Annotated in this window: 15 protein-coding genes; 1 reads left to right on the top strand and 14 read right to left on the bottom strand. The window is 42.4% G+C overall.

Annotated elements, in window-relative coordinates; all coding sequences use genetic code 11:
• Window positions 1-327: 327 nt before the first annotated feature.
• The 6 genes from WFK81_RS21355 to WFK81_RS21330 form a co-directional block, all read right to left on the bottom strand.
• Window positions 328-1,281, bottom strand: a complete 954-nt coding sequence (locus WFK81_RS21355) for a hypothetical protein (RefSeq protein ID WP_336788398.1) — start codon at window positions 1,279-1,281, stop codon at window positions 328-330.
• A gap of 157 nt (window positions 1,282-1,438) precedes the next feature.
• Entirely contained in the window at window positions 1,439-2,617 is a 1,179-nt protein-coding gene (locus WFK81_RS21350) for a DNA polymerase III subunit beta (RefSeq protein ID WP_336788397.1), read from the bottom strand.
• A 923-nt stretch (window positions 2,618-3,540) separates the two neighbouring features.
• On the bottom strand, window positions 3,541-4,023 hold the full coding sequence (locus WFK81_RS21345; RefSeq protein WP_336788396.1) for a hypothetical protein: 483 nt from the start codon (window positions 4,021-4,023) through the stop codon (window positions 3,541-3,543).
• A 937-nt stretch (window positions 4,024-4,960) separates the two neighbouring features.
• Complete coding sequence (gene ssb / locus WFK81_RS21340) at window positions 4,961-5,470, bottom strand: single-stranded DNA-binding protein (protein ID WP_336788531.1); 510 nt, start codon at window positions 5,468-5,470, stop codon at window positions 4,961-4,963.
• A gap of 158 nt (window positions 5,471-5,628) precedes the next feature.
• The gene (locus WFK81_RS21335; RefSeq protein WP_336775104.1) at window positions 5,629-6,879 is read right to left on the bottom strand and encodes a hypothetical protein; all 1,251 of its coding nucleotides are present in this window, start codon (window positions 6,877-6,879) and stop codon (window positions 5,629-5,631) included.
• A gap of 14 nt (window positions 6,880-6,893) precedes the next feature.
• A complete protein-coding gene (locus WFK81_RS21330) occupies window positions 6,894-7,916 on the bottom strand; it encodes a hypothetical protein (protein WP_336788395.1) in 1,023 nt (340 codons plus the stop codon).
• An 818-nt stretch (window positions 7,917-8,734) separates the two neighbouring features.
• Between WFK81_RS21330 and WFK81_RS21325 the strand changes: the two genes are divergently transcribed.
• Window positions 8,735-9,739: a DnaA N-terminal domain-containing protein gene (locus tag WFK81_RS21325; protein WP_336788394.1), complete on the top strand. Its 1,005-nt coding sequence runs from the start codon at window positions 8,735-8,737 to the stop codon at window positions 9,737-9,739.
• 279 nt (window positions 9,740-10,018) lie between these two features.
• Here WFK81_RS21325 and WFK81_RS21320 read toward each other — a convergent pair whose 3' ends face one another.
• From WFK81_RS21320 to WFK81_RS21285, 8 genes are all read right to left on the bottom strand, one after another.
• Entirely contained in the window at window positions 10,019-10,582 is a 564-nt protein-coding gene (locus WFK81_RS21320) for a hypothetical protein (RefSeq protein WP_336788393.1), read from the bottom strand.
• Window positions 10,583-10,592: 10 nt separating this feature from the next.
• Window positions 10,593-11,078: a deaminase domain-containing protein gene (locus WFK81_RS21315; RefSeq protein WP_336788392.1), complete on the bottom strand. Its 486-nt coding sequence runs from the start codon at window positions 11,076-11,078 to the stop codon at window positions 10,593-10,595.
• A gap of 163 nt (window positions 11,079-11,241) precedes the next feature.
• Window positions 11,242-11,661 carry a hypothetical protein gene (locus WFK81_RS21310; RefSeq protein WP_336788391.1) on the bottom strand — a complete coding sequence of 140 codons (420 nt, stop codon included), beginning with the start codon at window positions 11,659-11,661 and terminating at the stop codon, window positions 11,242-11,244.
• A gap of 552 nt (window positions 11,662-12,213) precedes the next feature.
• Entirely contained in the window at window positions 12,214-12,369 is a 156-nt protein-coding gene (locus tag WFK81_RS21305) for an aspartyl-phosphate phosphatase Spo0E family protein (protein ID WP_336788390.1), read from the bottom strand.
• Between the two features lie 26 nt (window positions 12,370-12,395).
• On the bottom strand, window positions 12,396-14,126 hold the full coding sequence (locus WFK81_RS21300) for an LPD1 domain-containing protein (protein ID WP_336788389.1): 1,731 nt from the start codon (window positions 14,124-14,126) through the stop codon (window positions 12,396-12,398).
• A 102-nt stretch (window positions 14,127-14,228) separates the two neighbouring features.
• Window positions 14,229-15,929, bottom strand: coding sequence for a phosphoadenosine phosphosulfate reductase domain-containing protein (locus tag WFK81_RS21295; protein ID WP_442956085.1), 1,701 nt, complete (start codon window positions 15,927-15,929; stop codon window positions 14,229-14,231).
• A complete protein-coding gene (locus WFK81_RS21290; protein ID WP_336788388.1) occupies window positions 15,904-16,098 on the bottom strand; it encodes a hypothetical protein in 195 nt (64 codons plus the stop codon). The genes WFK81_RS21295 and WFK81_RS21290 overlap by 26 nt, the downstream gene beginning before the upstream one ends.
• A gap of 369 nt (window positions 16,099-16,467) precedes the next feature.
• Window positions 16,468-16,770 carry a hypothetical protein gene (locus WFK81_RS21285; protein WP_336788387.1) on the bottom strand — a complete coding sequence of 101 codons (303 nt, stop codon included), beginning with the start codon at window positions 16,768-16,770 and terminating at the stop codon, window positions 16,468-16,470.
• Between the last annotated feature and the right edge of the window lie 584 nt (window positions 16,771-17,354).

Below are 17,354 nucleotides of genomic sequence, written 5' to 3'. Positions count from 1 at the left end.
AGGTGGGTTAACTAAGCTTGTTACTTACTAATGGTGAATTCATCAAGTATCGATTCTTCCAAAACTACTCGACAATAAATAAGCCAATACCAATAAGAAAAGACCCGCCAATTAGAAGCGGGTCTTTTCTTATTGGTTCTTCTCATAGAAGAATGCTTCCCAAAGTTAAATGCATTGATTGGATTAATGATTGCCATCAGGAATGCCGCAACAGTAAGTGCGGACTATACGATTTGCGATCTGTTCGCACTCTGGAACTGACAGACCAGTTCGAGAATGCTTGTCCGGCTTCCAATTCAGAATACCGTCATCAGTTGAAATGCCATCTTATTTGTCTTCCTCAGCTTTATATTCATCCACTAGTTGCCACTGGAGTTGGGTTGGATTGCCGTTTCCAGAGATCGGCTTATAAAGCGTGATATCTAGTGAATCACGTTCACCATACGGGTAACCAATTGCAACCTCTGTATCCCAGAAAATCAAGCCTCGGTTATCCTCCATACCCTTGCCGATTCCGAAAAAGCTGTCCCTGTACCCCAAATACTTTAAGTCGGATTTAACCAGTCGCTCACCAGATTTCACCTTATCGACTATTGCTTGCAGGTACAGTTTCTTGCTAATGTAGCAATCTTTGCAGGTAGTACCTCGAAGATATATCTTATCGCAACCGGGGAACATCTTATTAGTGCAATGTTCGCAATAGCTAATCTCCCCAGCATCCATGTACTCTAGTGTGCGAAGCTGTTGATCAGTAGCCGCGAACATCCGGTTGAGCTGATTGATGAACTTTTCCTTGCCATCCTCTCTGATAACGCGGCCGCAGCTCCAGCTCTCGAACTTTATGCCTCCCCGGATAACAAGCCATTCATCGCCACTATCAACCTGCTGGATAAAGCACATGTTCTTATAATAGAACGCCTGCCCTAGGCACCAGTTACCACTCTCAAGTTTAGAGATCAGGTAATCCAAGGATTTGCATTCACTAAACGAGTTATAAGTGAACGTAGGATCATACGCCTCGGCAATCCACGGATTCTCCATTCCAATCTTCAACCAAATTTCCAGATTGGATACGTCCGTCATACCCAACTCCTTCACAATTACTAAGTTGGAATAGAACGAACCAAACTGGTTTACACCGCCGTCAGCAATGTATTTTTCCATTCTCCGCAACTGGGATTCGGTCATTTCCTCTTGGTAAGGAAACACCTTGCCATCGTAGTTGTAGTTGTATGTTACCTCAAACATAGGTTGTGGAGCCGGCACTTGATTTGATTTCATACTTATTTCCTCCTAGCGCTCAGTGGCGGGTTCGGCAACGTTTGGCCATCCGATGCCACTTTACTGATTTGTCGATATCAATATCCTTCATCTTGTACAATCATAAATTCGGAGTAGCAGCTGCAGCAGCCACTACTCCGATATGAAATCATTCCAATTATCTGACCTGGTTCACCACTACACAGACACTCTGGTCGCCATCAAATTCGATATACCCTGGATAAGTAACCCCCATAACACGTAAAGTAGCCGTTTTGACTTCCCGGTCACCTACAAGGAGCGCTTCCTTCAAATAACGGGCGTTAAATTTGATCGTTGGAAACCCTTCGTCCACTTTGGCATCAGGGAATCCCTCACAAATCTCGCCTTTCTGCGAACGTGAATGGATCGTAAATTCACTGTCCTCATTCACTTCCAGCGTTACGCGATTGTTGTCTACGCCATCAAGGGATAGCATTCGATTGAGCGTATCATCCAACTCTCCTCGGGAAACTGTTACTGCTGGACCTTCATCCTTCTTGACAAAGAATTTACTAAGTTCAGGATAGGTACCATCGAGCATCCGTCCAAAATAAATGACGTTTTGGTCTCGAAGGACTACATGACTGGTCTGCTGATCTATCGCAAGATCTACTTTCTCCGATTTCAACGAGTCAACAATGCTTTTAAACCGTACGGCGGGTATCATGGCATTGTGAAAAAGAGCAGGATCATCGATTTTGACCTTCGAGATATGTCGGTATACTCGATGACTATCGGTTCCCATAAATGCTAATTGACCTTGATCACTGTATATATAAACAGCAGTTAAGGTCGGCCTTTTGTCGTCCGTAGATGCGAAGCGAGAAGCAAGCGCTCCTTTTCTAAGCGTCTCTATCGGCGTAGCTACAAATTGGATATCCGCGGGTTTAGGCAGCGCAGGATACTCTTCCGCACTCAGGACGACCAGTTGGGCTTTACCGCGACTACCGTAGGTAATCTCCACCATATTATCGTTCTGATTGAAGGTAATTTCGCCTGCAGGCATTTTTTTCACAAGATCTATGCCTTCTTTCGCCGGCAGCAAGTAACTACCGTTTACGCCACCTACATTGTTGATTTTAAGAAATTGAAGCGCAGATTGCTCCACGTCCATCGCTGTAACAAACAAAGTATCCTTTTGAATATCGAGTTTAATGCAAGACAGAAGCGGGATCGAAGCAACGCGAGGAACAATCTTTGCACAGAACAACAGTGCATCGAGCAGTGTATCTTTCTCGATCTGAAAAGATGTTTTCCCTTTTGCCTGGCCCCCACCCTTATTCTCATTAATTTCTCTCATCTTAGTTGCTACCATTGTCAATTTCCTCCTTGTTTTTGGGCATAAAAAAGGCCATGAAGACAAAGAAACATACCTCAGGTATGTTTCTAAAAATCTTCATGGCAAATATGCCTCTAATATGATAATTGTCCGGTTAAGGACATGCTCCTTCACACGCCGAATAAGTAGCGGCGGTGACAATTAAAAGTGGTACATAATGCCTTTATTATACAGGTCCATACTTTGATGAGCAATAGGAAGTATATAAGAGCAAATATCGCCATTGCTCAGAAAGAAGGAATCAAATAAAGAATAATTCTAGATTCCGCCGGTTCCTGTTTCAAGTCTTGCCAAAGGAGACAGTCTAGAGGTCAGGAGGCCTTCTCTTGCCCACAATTTATAAAAGAAAGCAGCAAGAGATCCAAAAACAAAAATTGCGGTCTAGGGATCAACCCTAGGTACCACTATTTTTGTGGAATTTCCTTCTGTTATTTGCTTATGCGAGCTATTTCTTCAGCGAGCGTCCACAGCTCTATCTTTTGACAGATCCATAAATCCATCCACGTTCTTCTTTAGGTGGCCGTCCAATCCAAATGTCGCCTTGAGCGACAAACAAAAAAACGATAATTAGACTAATTGCCCATGGACGAGAAAATTCAACATTTCCGGATAGGTTGCTATATATTCCGAATGCGCAAATTAATAGTGTAGCGACTCTTGGGATAATACTGATCTTTTCCCATTGTTTCTTATAACTTCTTAATGATTTCATAACCCATTCCCTTCACTCATTATATTAATTATAACGGCATGATTAGCCTTTGCTAAAAGAGAATCTACTAATTTTTATAATCATTTTTATTGTTATATCTTTCAACTCGGTCATTAGTCGAATAACAAATTATAATGGGCTTGTCAATTAATAAATAGCCTCTACCAAACTGTATTCTGGACCACGATTACCTTCGAGCGAGTAATAACTGCTCAAAGACTTGAACAAGCATCTTCGAGGCCGCCAGTCCATCACTCATACGATTATCATACAATCCTCCACACTCGACACAATGAACATTTCCACTACTCGAATGTATATAGCATGGCTCACCAGCTTGTATCACTTTTCCGCACGCACAAAAACGGTTTGTAATCATTCCTTTTTCTTTGAAAGAGAAAGAGCTGGCACGATTGATTACGCTAAGCAGCTGATCTTCAAACCATGCCAGAATTTTTATCCGCTTCGTCGAAGAGGGCCAAATGTGGAAGGTTTTCATGATCTCACCTTTCTTGTTACAAGGTAAGCTAAGGAATACTAGCCATTCTGCATTTAACTGAACTACCTGCAGCGCTTTTAATTGCTCAAGCGTCAACGGTTTATTAGCTGGAGAAAGTGTGGCTTGTTTTGTGTCGTAATCGTTATGATGTAATGTCATCGCTAATGTCATTCGGATCGTCTCCTTATCAGCCCCTCTTACATGGAGGGTACTGCTTTTCACCCTCCATGCTAGGGCACTACTATGGACACTAACCATCTTCATATCATTTGAGCAGCCTATTTGCTCAAGTCATTACGGCTGCCAAACTAACTCATCGTATACTTCAGAAAGAAGTGAAGCAGCAAATAATCCACGATAAATGCGTTCATCCATCATGGACCTATTACCACAGGATTGACAATAGACCACGCTGCTTATTCGATTACAATAGCATGGCATCTCTGCTGCAATCACCTGACCACACTCACATATCCGACTATTAGTAATCCCTTTTTCTTTGAAGTCAAGTTTATCGGATCCGCCGGTCAATAAATCAAGTAATAGTTTATCGAACCATAACATAACCTCAAAACGCTTTGTTGCCGGCTGCCAAATGTGAAACCTCTTTTGAAGTTCATTCCTACTATTCGAAGGAATCAATAAAAAACGATCCCATTCAACTTTTTAGCATTTGCACATGTAGCGATTCGAGCTCAGTTAAGGTCAATTGAATCTCGAGCGCACGATCTACCTTAAGAGTATCCGTACGATTGTCCTGTTCTGTTAACATTTCAATATATGTTCTCCTTCACCAGCCCCTGTTGCGATGGAGGGGCAGTTTCTTATCCCTCCATGCAGGGGTGTTACCGGATATAAATTCGATTACATTTACGTGCCCGCGCCATCTCTATTAGTTGAATCAACCCAGCGGGCAGCTTAGATAAATCCTGCCCCGCTTCCGGCAACAGAATCACAAACCCATCACCCTTACTATAAACCGGTAAGATAGATCGGTCATGCTGACTTAACCAGCTTTGCGTCTCTTGTGGAAGCATCTCTGTTGGAAATTCGAACCACAATGAAATGTGCTTCACGCCCTTTCTATTGGATCACCATCAACAAAATCTCAGAATGGTAGATCATCCTCGGAGATATCGATAGGTCTTCCATCATTCGCAAAAGGATCATAGTGGTTATTAGCGCTACTACGAGATTGACCTGCAGCACTTCCACCATTTCCACCAAATGAATTACCAGCATTGTTATTGCTGCTTCTATTGTTCCCGCTCTCCTCGCGCAGCTGGGCACTAGGTTCACGATTCGATTCCAAGAAGCGTACATTATCCGCAATGACCTCCGTCACATATACCCTCTTGCCCTCGTTATTTTCATAGTTACGAACTTGGATTCGCCCCTCAACTGCTGTTAAACGGCCTTTGCGCAAATAGTTCGCACAGGTCTCAGCCAGCTGCCGCCAAACCACAACCGGTATAAAATCGGCTTCACTTTCTCCTTGCCCACTAGTAAATGGGCGATCGACTGCTAGCGTAAATTGACATACTGCCACACCAGCGGGAGTATACCTCAAGTCTACTTCTCTTGTTAATCTGCCTATCAATATTGTGCGGTTCAACATTCGAATTCCTCCAATAATATGTGATTTATTATTCCCATTTTCACTAAGGTTCAAAGGACAATCCCTTTCGTAGCAAGAGATTGTCCTTTCCCCTTTAGCAATATCCAAATTAATATAATTGAATATCAATCTATTATTTAATGCCATTAATTATTTCTTCATACCATTTGTGCCAACATGGGAACAAAACCGTTGTCTAGCAAATCATCGATTCCCTTACCATCTGCTAAATTCCACATCGCAAGACTGATCGACATATCCGTTTTCTCTGCAAAGAAATTCGCACATTGTTCTAATGCCATCTGCACCTCAGGGGTATGAATGACATCCGCATCATAAGCCAGCACAACATGCTCACATCCAAGTTGCTTAAGCGGCTCCAGTAATAAAGAAAAGGAGCCTACACCTGGGATGCCAAAACAAGGTTTTTGAAGACCATCCGCGGTTTTATCCGCTTTAAGCGGGCCTTCCGTTACCCATACTTCTTTGCAGTCAATAATCGTATTCGCCGATTCACCTTTCGCCCAATCCCCTAGTATCTGATGTGGCAATGCCAAATGTACAGGAAGAGGTCCACCGATAGACGAGCCATTTAGCTTATCTCCGCTGCTCCACCACCAATACTTATTCCCCTGTTTCAGCTCAATACTAAAAATAAATTGCCCCGACGAACTCGAGTAACTCTCTTTTTTGTCATTCTGAATAAGAGTGACTTGTAATGTCTTATCTCCAACATGAATCTCGCACCTGGCACGACGCTTACCATTCTCGGGAGCTAGCTCTTCAAGAATTTCCCCTTTGATATGCCCCTTCATATGAAGTTCGAGCATGGGTTTATCTACTCGTATCTGCCAACCTGTTATCTCGTTTGTCACCGAGCGATAGGGGATCATCAGACCTTGCGCACCAGACATCGTCCAGTAAGGTCCATATTGACCTTCTACACAGTAAAAACCTGGTACACCAAGCAGGTCACTTTGATCATTTAAGCGACGAATAACCGATTTCGCTATTTTGTATCGTTCCTGCGTTGGCATCGTTCGATATCCTCGCGACCGTATCGCATCCATATCCATTTTCCGATCATGCCGCAAATGTGCAGCATGATCCGGAGATAGGGAAATCTCACTCGCTAAGGCACGATAAACGCGATCAAGCTGATAATTCGGCTTCTTATCTACCGACTGGCTCAACTCAATCTCAATTTTCGTCTTAGGAACGGCATTAGGATCAAGATAATGCTTGAATTGTCTTCCGATTGCGGTATCAATAAATTCATCGGAAGGTACACGCATGCAGTGTACGATCGTTTGCTCACGATTGATCGCGCACCATCCGCTATGGCCGCAAATCGGACATTGCGATCTGATCTCAAACCAATTCTCATTTTTTGTCCTTCTTAGCTTCATGGTCATTCTCCTATCTAAGATGCGTGGTAATTAAGCTCTACTTTCATTTTTTCTTCGACAATACGCAGCTGGGCAAGTTCAAGTGAATTAAACTTCCCATTCCAGGATTGTAATCCAATCCACGACATAACAAGGGATTGCAAATAGGAAGAGTTAAGTCCTTTGGTCATATCCATAAGTCGGCTGACCAAGACATATTTCTCCTGCTTGGAATCGCGTCCATCGCCGTTATACTGCTGCCCTTGACCAGTTCCTGATTGTGAACGAAGATTGCCTTGTCCAATAGGAGGAGCAACTTGCTTATTTCCTTGCTGCTGCCTGCTATTCGTTTGCCCTGCTTCCGATCCCGGATCACTGTTATGATCTGTATTCTGAAGGTTCGTTGGCTTACTTTCATCTCCATTACCATTTAACTGATCAACTGCTTTTTGTCGAGAAATCCCGGTATATGTGTCTTCAAAAGAAGTTAAGCCGGAACCTATATTGCCATAACCACCATGGGACAAAGCACGACCGACAGCACTGGTAGAGGCATTTTCAACCGGATTTGAAGCATCAACCCCGGAACCTCCAAAACCAATCATCGACCGCTCCTTTGTCTTAAATGGTTGACCCATTTTATTAAGACCCTCAAATACGCATGTCATGACCCACACTGATCCAATTTGTTCTGCATACGTATCCAGCAAATAACCTTTGTCAAACTTTTTGTGTGTGTCGATCATTTCAGTAATTCTGCCTTCAACATCAACATAGGGACGAAAAGTTTCAACATAGGTTTTGCCGTGATAGGAATGTAGACCTTTTTCCTTGTGTGCGGCAGACAGCCTGTATTCGCAATCAAATATTTTTTCTTTTTGGGATAGCAGCCTGATATGTTTGTGATATTCCGCCGGCACTCTGCTATAAACCGACTCTATGTGCTTATGTGCTAACATTCTCTTTTCAAGTGCCGTGTTCAACAAAAACTGCTCGAGACCTCCCGCCAAGTATTCTCTTTCACCAGTTTGTTGTTGTTGACTACGGTTGTTGCTCATTTGCGCATTCCTCCATTTTCTTTAATATCAATTACCCTGGCTTCTTGCAAGAATAGCGATCATGTCTCCATGATCTTTTCTTGCTTCAAATCGCACAAAAAAGGCGCATTCGATAGAATGCGCCTCCTGGAATGAACGCGAAAAAAGACATAGCTATAGCGCTTGTCTTTAAAAGTGTTCATTCATGTACTTCATCAGTTTCATACTGCTTGGTCTTCGCTGAAATAACAGCAGCGAAGAATATAATTTAGTACTCGATAATGTTTGTATTATAGCACTCTTTCTTACAAATGGTAAAGAGATGATAGGGTTAAAAGCCCTAGCCTCATACAAAAAGCCCCGGGGCTGGATCAACCAGTTCCGGGGCTTTTTGCGCGTGCTACGCTATATAGTTAAAATCATTGTAACACAGCCTATTGCCCCGTACAAGGACCTTCTTCCGCGTAAATCTGACAAAATACTACTTTACCGCATTAAGGAGAAGTGCTATATTTTAAGTGCGTGCAGTTGGGTATAGTCTGACGATTCGTTAAAAATTCGTCGAGACTCATACTCTTATTTTTGCACACATAAATGATTGTGTGTTTTTTTTGTTATTACGTTTTTTCTCTCAACCACATACACAAGAAAAAAAGCCCCTACCAGGTCACCATTCTTTGTCCTTCGGCCCGCCAGCGTTCAGACAATGAATGAATCAGGAGTAGAGACTTTATTCACCAAATTCTATGCCTTTATTGTAGCATAGCAATTTTGAAAAATAAAGTATCTATTCTCTCTTGAGTATTGCCTTTTTTTGGGGTCAACAAGGGAGTTTTCTTATGGAAAAAAAGAAGAATTTGAAGGGCGGTACCTCCGAGCTCATATACTACCGTAGCCGGCCCACTGGAAATAAAATAGCACGTTCCAAAAAAGTTGGTGACAAGGATGTCCCCTACTACGAAGATGAAGTCGAGCAAATTATCTTTAAAGAAGACGATGTGCAGAAATTCTCACTCGACAAGCATGGTCAAAACATTCCTTATGTTGATGGCCATCTGACGATTATTAATAATTACATGTTTGACTACTGGAGTCATTTCCTCTCTGCTGAGGGGATCGCTTTATTTGGTCACTTGAAGCGCTATTGCTACGGTGAAAAGGACTACTGCTGGCCAAATCTCGAACTAATTTCACTTAAGATGAACAAGAGTCGAAACACGGTCAAAAAGTTCCTCGCAATCCTGGAGACCTATGGCTTTGTCTATCAATTCCAAGTGAAAAACAAATCGAACTACAACAACAATGAAAGTGCTTTGTTTAAAGTACGAAAGAAGGTCCCGTTCCTCTCTAAGGCTTTGTATGAGCAGCTGCCCCCAATACTACAAGCTGATCATGACCGCTATCTCCAGCAGCTGGTCGATACATGTGAACGTGACGATCTTGAGCTTGATTTCGATGTAGATTATAACGAACTGTACTCGGACCTTATTGAAAAAGGTGATGTTCAGGCTATAAAAAATAAGCCGAAACAAATGTCCCTCTTTGAAATAGAGAAGCAGCAACTGATACATAAGCAGCTCGTTTTAAAAGAACAAACCGAAGAAGATATACAGGTTTGGGCAACCTGCTTAAGAAGCTTAGAAGAAAAACTTTCCAAACCGACTTATGATACTTGGTTTAAGAATACCTTTGCGATTAAGCGCGGGACAATATATACGATCTATACGCCAAGCGACTTTGTTACAAACTGGCTGAAGGATCGCTACCTATCCGTTATTGGAGATGTACTTCGTAACATTGACCCAACAATGACAAATATTATCATTGAAACTCTTCAAACTTAGGAGCCGTTAGGCTCCTTTTCTAGACTGGATGTATTGCATTTGTGCTGTCTTTCGAATTGCAAACTTTCAGGCTCATAAATATTGGAATGACCCCTGGAAACAAAACAGCAGCAGTCATGGACTTGAAAATAAGTCCATGACTGCTGCTGTTTTGTTGAACTCACTTCCCACCTAACTTTCCCATCAGCTTTCTTGTTAAGGGCCTGTAGGAGTTGGAATATCAATCAGTTTCACAGTCCTCTACTTTAGACATTACTTAACCGGCGCAGCCTATCGCGGCTAATGCTGTTCATCGTCCTCATCTCGTACACGGAGCTGGCTAAGGGTCATATAATAATCATCCTCATATGAAACGGTTTTACCATACAATTCGGCAACAGTAGCGAACACAAGATTGTGCTGGTTGCGTTTTACCCGGATGGATCCCAGCATATCCGTGATTACTTTGTCCGGGATTTGATTGAGCGGAATTTCTTCTTCACGATAGCGATCCCATATTCGCTTTACTACATAAGCTATTTCTTGATCTTCATAAAAATCAATCTCTACAGGTTCTGCAGAATAGTACGCTGAGTCCGTAAAAAATTCAAAATCATTCTCCTCGTCATCTTCAGGTTCTTGAATATTAGCAAATTGATTACGCAATCTAGCTCCAATAACCCTCGCTAGACTAGCTTTATTCCTATAACGGTGAATCTTATCATTAACATTACTTCCAAGAAGCGGGGCAATAAATCCATTCTCATTCATATTCTTTGCATACGACCGGGACTTAATATCAGATTTAGGACGATTGGTTTTCGTCTCTTCATTCTTATGAGTTTGGTCTCTTTTAATGGGCATTTGAATCACCTCACTTCATATGTTTTTTTGGCGTTTCTGGGTAGTCGTTATCATAATAGATGTAGATTGAGAGCTCCGGGTGTTGGATTAAGAACTGTATGATGACATTATCGCAGCTTAGACATGGCTCAAGGCGGGTGTAAAGATTTACTCTCCCCGGCTTTTCTTTAATCCCATATCGGATAATATATTTGTGCAGTTTATCTAAAAGACGCATCTCAGAATCATGCATTCGAGTGCTCGAGCCCTTGTAGCTTCCGGTACCCATCTCACGGAATAAATTAACAGTCAGCGATGAGAAAGATGGATTTTTTTCAGGAATTTTTAACCATGGATCACTGTCATTGATCCTACTGTGAGCACCAAATGTCCCTACATGTCCATCGATTTCAAATGCTACCATGGCTAGATTGCCACCATCTATCTTTCGTCCGGTGGATCTTTCCCAGTTTAAATAGGTCGCATTAACTTTACCTTTCAAATCTTTTCCAATCAAGCAATTTACACATTCGCAGTTGTCTTTTAGCTTCGTACGTATCGTATTCCCATGATTCACGGTTGATCATGTCCTTATTCATTAGTATTTGTTCTATTTCCATTTTATCACGGTCAAGATTTTTTAGCTTATAAAAAAAGAAGCCGCATAAATACGACCTCGTTTATATCGGATAGTCAAGATGAACTTTCTTCATAACCTTCCACAGGAGTGAAACCAGATCATCACCTTCTTCAGATTGCATTAACTCAGATCCTTCCAAGATCACCAGCCATCCACCCTTGAAAGACCGGATTTCCAAACGGCAATGCTGCCGAATGATGTCCATCATGGCGGTTGATGAAAAAAGTGGCACTGCGTTACCGTAATAATCGATTATTTCTTCTTTTTCGTTCCGGACTTTCCAAAAACCCTCCGCCTCATCGTAAACTTCCTCAGTGATGTAATGAACTTTATCAGGTGCGTCTTTCATAAAGAAAAACTCTCCTGCAGATGCATCATGAAACTCGGTTATTTTCTCGATCAGTTCGGGCTCAGTAGACAACACTTCTTCAATTGAAATACGGTCACGGGGTGCTTTCACTCATATCTCCTCCTCGTTATCATGATTCGGCAAATGGACAAGTATTCCTGCTTTTCTGATAACCGATGAATTCCAAAGCAAACTCCATTGCCTTCTTCGATTTATAAATATTCAGCTTGCAAACCCCATGCTAGATCATAACTTATACCAGCTCCTCAATTTTTGACATGTATATATCTCAAAAATTGACACCCCTATCTCAAAATTTGAGGAGCGAAATATTTTTCGCCTCTCATATTTTGAGGGGCGAGATTCTACGCTCCTCAAAATTTGACCCCTCTATGTCAAAATTTGAGGGATGATATCAATTCTCAAATTTTGAGCCCCCCTATCTCAAAATCTGACCCCCCTCCCTCAGATATTGAGATCAAATAAATACAATATATTAAGCACTTATTTTTAAGAAATACAATTAATCATCATCATCGAAAAACGAGTCTGAATCTTTCTTTCACGCATTCAAGAAAAATGCTGCTACAAGGATCCACCATATAGGGCTATGAAAATATAAAAAGCCACTCCTCTTTGGGAGTGGCTCATAATAAAGTTTTATTACTGCTGAATATGATGATATTTATTGAGAAGCTTATCTAGCTCCTGAGATATCTTCAGAACAATTTTTGAAGAGATCCCATGGCTAACACTGGCCTTATTCATTTCATCCCGCTTCCGTTCAATATCATTTCTGATCCGAGCCTTCTTATCCATGTCATGCCCTCCATTCATTTCGCAAACTATTTCCCTTCCCATAGCTGCTCATCCTGGAGAATTCCGGATTTGAGCAATCGTGTCCACCATATGCGAAACGCAGCATTAATGGTCTCGCGCTCTTTGCCGGTTGGATAAGGACCACCATATTGTGTGCCGCTGACCAAATAAGAATTGGTCATTCCACGCTCAGCAAGCTCGTCTTCAATCCATGATTCAAACGCACGGGCAAATAGTTCATGCTTGCGGTACCAATAGGCACCACGAGATACTGCATCGAGATAATATTGGCTATTATCTGTTGGAACATAAAATGAAGTAGGAATCTCCTTGCCTTCTTCTTTCAATCGATGACAAAATGCAAAACCTATTTCATCCCATTGCTTAGGCTTAATGCGATAATTACCTTTTATAGCTGCAAGTGCGCGAGAAATATCTCCATCATTGCGGCTTAAATACTGGTAAATCGAACTTCGATACCTCCCCTTTACATCTGGCAATACTTCTGGGACATCAACACGCCTTTTTCCGTTTCCTTCTATGATGGTTTTCATGAGTTCTTCAAAAGCACTTCGAACGACATAAGGCAATTCCATCCCGGCCGAATCATCGGATAAGGCAGCTTGCTTACCATTAGTAAAACCATGAGATAAAGAATATAGGTTGAAGTCAAGCGCATGTGCCCATTCATGGCAAAGTGCCCCACCTCCACGATGCTTCGTGAGGTTGATGACGTTACTAAAAGGCTCAAAATGTGCGGATGCAGCCCCTGATCCCCGGGCTCCGTAGGCAATACCGAGCCGTCCGTGAAAACCGATCACTTGCCGCGGGATAGAGAGAATGTCTGCTAAGTCTGCATGTGCATTACCACTGCAGAGTACGTGATACCTCCCGGAATGATCATTAACATAATTTCCGAATTGAGCTCCTCGATACCCGTAATGCTCGAGCAAATCGTCGGGTTTACTTACTCCCGATGGTTGCTGAGATAGACGGATCACTTCCTCCGGTACCATACGTTCCCAGCGTGCTTTATTCGATTCTCTTTTCACTGCAGCTGCAGAAGATCGAGACTTCGGATCTGCCCAAGTCCAATCCTTTCCTTCTTCAAGTTTGAAAGCTTTCTCAAAGAGTTCAGTAGAACCGGATTTTTTCTTGCTCCAATTGAAAAAGAGATTTACAAAGCGATCGCCAAGGGACACCCAATAGCGATAATTTATAAGATCCTTATCTTTCTCAAGCTGCAGTTGATAGCCAGAGTAGTACCCTTTCCTCACAACTACTTTCAGCTTTTCGAATGCCTCACGAAAAAGGTCTTCACTGATTGTCTTTGCGAATATCTCTTGTAAAGCATTAATGGCTTGTACGTAATCCTCCCGCTTCTGATGTGAATCTTCGGGTCGTTGGGCAACTCTATGCCAAACTAACTTAATTGCATAAGCAGCTTCAGAAGAGAATCCTCTTTCGCGGAGTTGATCAGCAATAATTTTACCAACCAGGTTATCTTTGCTTATTTCTTCAAAGGCTTGTTTATGATCGGATTTAAGCATGTCATACCATTCCGGTGTAAACTTCGTCAGCGCCGCCAAATGCTTTCGTGCACCCCGCAACTCCTCTCCAACATCATAGGCATAGGACCTGCCTGCCGGAGCCACAATGGGCGCTTCCTGGTTGAACCACCCTGCAAGGGCCGGCTGCCCTCCATTTTGCTGATCTTCAAATGAAAAATCAAATAAAGAATATTCATGCTCACTCATCTTCGAATTCCTCCATAGTTCCCCCCCGCTTCCAGGCGGAGGATTTTTTTAATCCATCCCGCCTGGCCAGGTATATATTCCCTTAGAGAGGAAAAAATGAGGCTAGAACAAATAGCCTGACTCAAAGACAGCAGCTGCAGCTCGCTCTTCTAAAATGCGATGAATCACTCTTGCATCTTCTTCGGTAGGTTGATCAACGCCGGTGCAATAAGGATCGAATACGGAATGACCGAATACGCCGCGGAAGCCGTGACGAAGGCCTAGCAGCTGATACATAACCGAGCGAAAACGTTCTGTCACAGGAAATCCTTCGGTTACTTCCCGCTCCATAACCATCTGATAGGCTGTCATAATCTCTTCTCGTTCCCATTCAATACCCAGGTTCACCATAGATTGAAGCAGCTGTGTGCGGGCATCGATCGTAAGATCACCAATTCCGCTCCCAATTTTGGATTTACCGATACGTTGAAGTCCTACGATTCCGCCATAACGAATATCTTGGCCAATCGCCTTCAAGAGACTTCTGAAGCGATAATATTTCTCGTACTCGGGGTACGTCGAAATCAGGTTACCCATACTCTTGTCATTCGAGATCGTGCATAGGTAACAACCGGTTCTCGCGCTTTTCCCGCATTGCATCATCGCTTCATTGTCATTAATGACGGCCGCACCAAGTGGACATTCACTGCCGGCTGCCGATCCATAGAAGGCAAGCAGTTCTGTATTACGTGCACCATATCGGCTCCATGGCGCCCGATTAAAGGCTAAATACGTGACAACCTCTTGACTTGTCCAATCTCGTATTGGACTCGCTGTACGAATCGAACCTACAGGATGCTGTCCATAAAAATCTTCTCCAAAATACTTTTGTAAACTTCGCTTTCGGTTTCCGCTCTCATTATCGCGACTACCCATCACCAGGCATGTCTTCTCATTCGCTACAATACCATCGGAAAGAAAGGTAGATTCAAGAAAATCACGTGCAGGTTCAATCTTGAGTCTACGGACGCAATAGCGAAAGGTTGTAGAAGGAGCTTGATACCCCTTACCAATAATGCAAACGAGTAGCGTATTATCAACCCTTGGTTTCACCACGTGATATTCCACCCACGGCAGCGCCTCTGCTAACGCATCCTTTAACCCATGAATGATCGATTTTACACCAGGGTTTTCAACGAGCGTATCCGCACTGATGACCATTATCTTCTTCGATGGATCCGGATGCTGGATAGCATGCTCAAGCATCAACTGCAGCACAACTCTACTATCCTTACCACCTGAATTTAATAGAGCGATCGTACTGTTCTCGTCATAGATCTTCTTAATACCTGCACGAGTGGCCGTAAGCAACTCTTCATCGAGCTCATCCAATATATCTAATGTTTCCCCTTCAATAATCCGCATTCTTTTAGGATTGCTAGTACTCTCAGATCCTTCAGAATCAATGTCGAACATCAATTGACACCGGTTATCTGGATATGGAAGCGGGTCTTTGTTCGCACCGTAAGGCGGAATCTGATTTTGCATATACACCTCAACAAGAAATGAACAGTCCTGGTGAAATGCATACATTTGGAATTTATGCTTTGGGCTTTGATAATGCCAATCTTCATCGTCATCCACCAGAGCATCAATCATAGCTTGCTCGGGGATAAACAAACGGAAGCCTACCCGCTCCAAATGAGTGAATAGGAAGCCGGCTTCCGTATCCTGTCTGAATATCTGCTCCCAACGGAATCCGCTATCTGCAGCAATACAGGCCTCGTCAGGCTGGTCTTTAATAAAATGATGCAGTACGTACATAATAGGTCTCCTGATAAAAGACGGCAGACCAGTCGCGTACCGTTCCATGATAAGAAAATCCAGACTGCTCCATGTAATCCCATACCAGCGTAACGATACCGTTATAATCCTTGAGTTTGAGTTTGGTCTCTACCTTTTGATTGTTCTCAACAAACGCGTAGCGTTCCATCTAAAATCCTCCTAATTATCGAGCCATAAAAAAAGAAGGCCATGAAAAAAGCACACGGATCCCGTATGCTTATCATGCCTTCTAAGTTTAAAACTCATTTATTAATAATGGCTCGTAATAATAGCCCGCATTATCTCTGCTGAAAATGAAGACGGCAGAGAACATAAAAAAGTGAATCAGAATAACTAAATTATACCTTGGATGTAGCAGCACTGACAATATTCAATTGTCGGCTATACTGCCACATAGACGGGAGTAATTTAAATCCTTCTTCCTTTTTTAGTCATACCTACTTCAATTTAGAACTGCCACATAAACGGGAGTAACGAAAGCCAACTTGTAAAAAGCACTCCTATTGGAATGTATGCTTTAAATCAGTTCGGATTTCTCCATGATGATCAATACTTTCTCAGGAGACTCCGTTGAAGAATGCTGCTTTAAATCAAGAAAGGCTGACCTAGCTTCAGCATAACTCATAAACATGGCCCTGCCTTCAACACTTTCATCAGACAAAGTAGCACTGCTAGAAGCAACATCCTGTAGTAATATATCCTCTGGAGCAACGTCAAATAATTCTATATTCTTTTGCCCGCCGTTCTCGTAAACCAACGTATAATTTACCTGCTTCCAGCCTTTTTCTTCTGCATAGGAAATGACCGTATTTATGTTCATACTTCCCACTCCTTTAGTCATAATGACTCTCTCTTATTCATATTCTATACTACAAAACCAAATCCCCTCAGTTTGCTGCTTATACTTAATTTTTATTATACTCCCCTTCGTGTGGCACTGTACTCCCTTCTGTGTGATTGTCCACAATGTTTTGTGTGGCAGTTCAGGAAGTGTGAAGTCCTCTTTGGTCCAACTCCTTTCCGTGTGGCACTTCACTCCCGTTCATGTAACTGCCCACAATGTTTCGTGTGGCAGTATAACTCCTCTAATTGTGAGAGTTCACTCCTTTCTAAGTGGCATATAACTCCCCTCCGTGTGGCAGTAACCTATTAAAACCCCTTTTATAACAAGGCATCTCAGCTTTAGAAAACAAGATCTAAAACATATAAAACATAAAACCTAAAAATAATAAATAAATATAAATCATAAAGAATAGAATTATGTCGATATATGAGACTCCCGCAGGTGTGGCACTTCCTAAATGCAGTAACCATAACAATGCCCTTTCGTGTGGCACTTCTAAAATCACCCAATTTCAGCCCTTATAACCCCTCATTTGGTTTCTCCAGTCTGTTATTACTCCC

The sequence above is a fragment of the Paenibacillus sp. MMO-177 genome (assembly GCF_037147795.1).
GTDB lineage: Bacteria > Bacillota > Bacilli > Paenibacillales > Paenibacillaceae > Pristimantibacillus.
This window is presented reverse-complemented; position numbering and strand designations above follow the sequence as displayed.

What these genes read in the sequence shown, in the direction of transcription:
- WFK81_RS21355 (WP_336788398.1), bottom strand. Translation starts at nt 1,281, where the DNA reads ATGAAATCAAATCAAGTGCCGGCTCCACAACCTATGTTTGAGGTAACA.
- WFK81_RS21350 (WP_336788397.1), bottom strand. Translation starts at nt 2,617, where the DNA reads ATGGTAGCAACTAAGATGAGAGAAATTAATGAGAATAAGGGTGGGGGC.
- WFK81_RS21345 (WP_336788396.1), bottom strand. Translation starts at nt 4,023, where the DNA reads ATGACATTAGCGATGACATTACATCATAACGATTACGACACAAAACAA.
- ssb (WP_336788531.1), bottom strand. Translation starts at nt 5,470, where the DNA reads ATGTTGAACCGCACAATATTGATAGGCAGATTAACAAGAGAAGTAGAC.
- WFK81_RS21335 (WP_336775104.1), bottom strand. Translation starts at nt 6,879, where the DNA reads ATGAAGCTAAGAAGGACAAAAAATGAGAATTGGTTTGAGATCAGATCG.
- WFK81_RS21330 (WP_336788395.1), bottom strand. Translation starts at nt 7,916, where the DNA reads ATGAGCAACAACCGTAGTCAACAACAACAAACTGGTGAAAGAGAATAC.
- WFK81_RS21325 (WP_336788394.1), top strand. Translation starts at nt 8,735, where the DNA reads ATGGAAAAAAAGAAGAATTTGAAGGGCGGTACCTCCGAGCTCATATAC.
- WFK81_RS21320 (WP_336788393.1), bottom strand. Translation starts at nt 10,582, where the DNA reads ATGCCCATTAAAAGAGACCAAACTCATAAGAATGAAGAGACGAAAACC.
- WFK81_RS21305 (WP_336788390.1), bottom strand. Translation starts at nt 12,369, where the DNA reads ATGGATAAGAAGGCTCGGATCAGAAATGATATTGAACGGAAGCGGGAT.
- WFK81_RS21300 (WP_336788389.1), bottom strand. Translation starts at nt 14,126, where the DNA reads ATGAGTGAGCATGAATATTCTTTATTTGATTTTTCATTTGAAGATCAG.
- WFK81_RS21295 (WP_442956085.1), bottom strand. Translation starts at nt 15,929, where the DNA reads ATGTACGTACTGCATCATTTTATTAAAGACCAGCCTGACGAGGCCTGT.
- WFK81_RS21290 (WP_336788388.1), bottom strand. Translation starts at nt 16,098, where the DNA reads ATGGAACGCTACGCGTTTGTTGAGAACAATCAAAAGGTAGAGACCAAA.
- WFK81_RS21285 (WP_336788387.1), bottom strand. Translation starts at nt 16,770, where the DNA reads ATGAACATAAATACGGTCATTTCCTATGCAGAAGAAAAAGGCTGGAAG.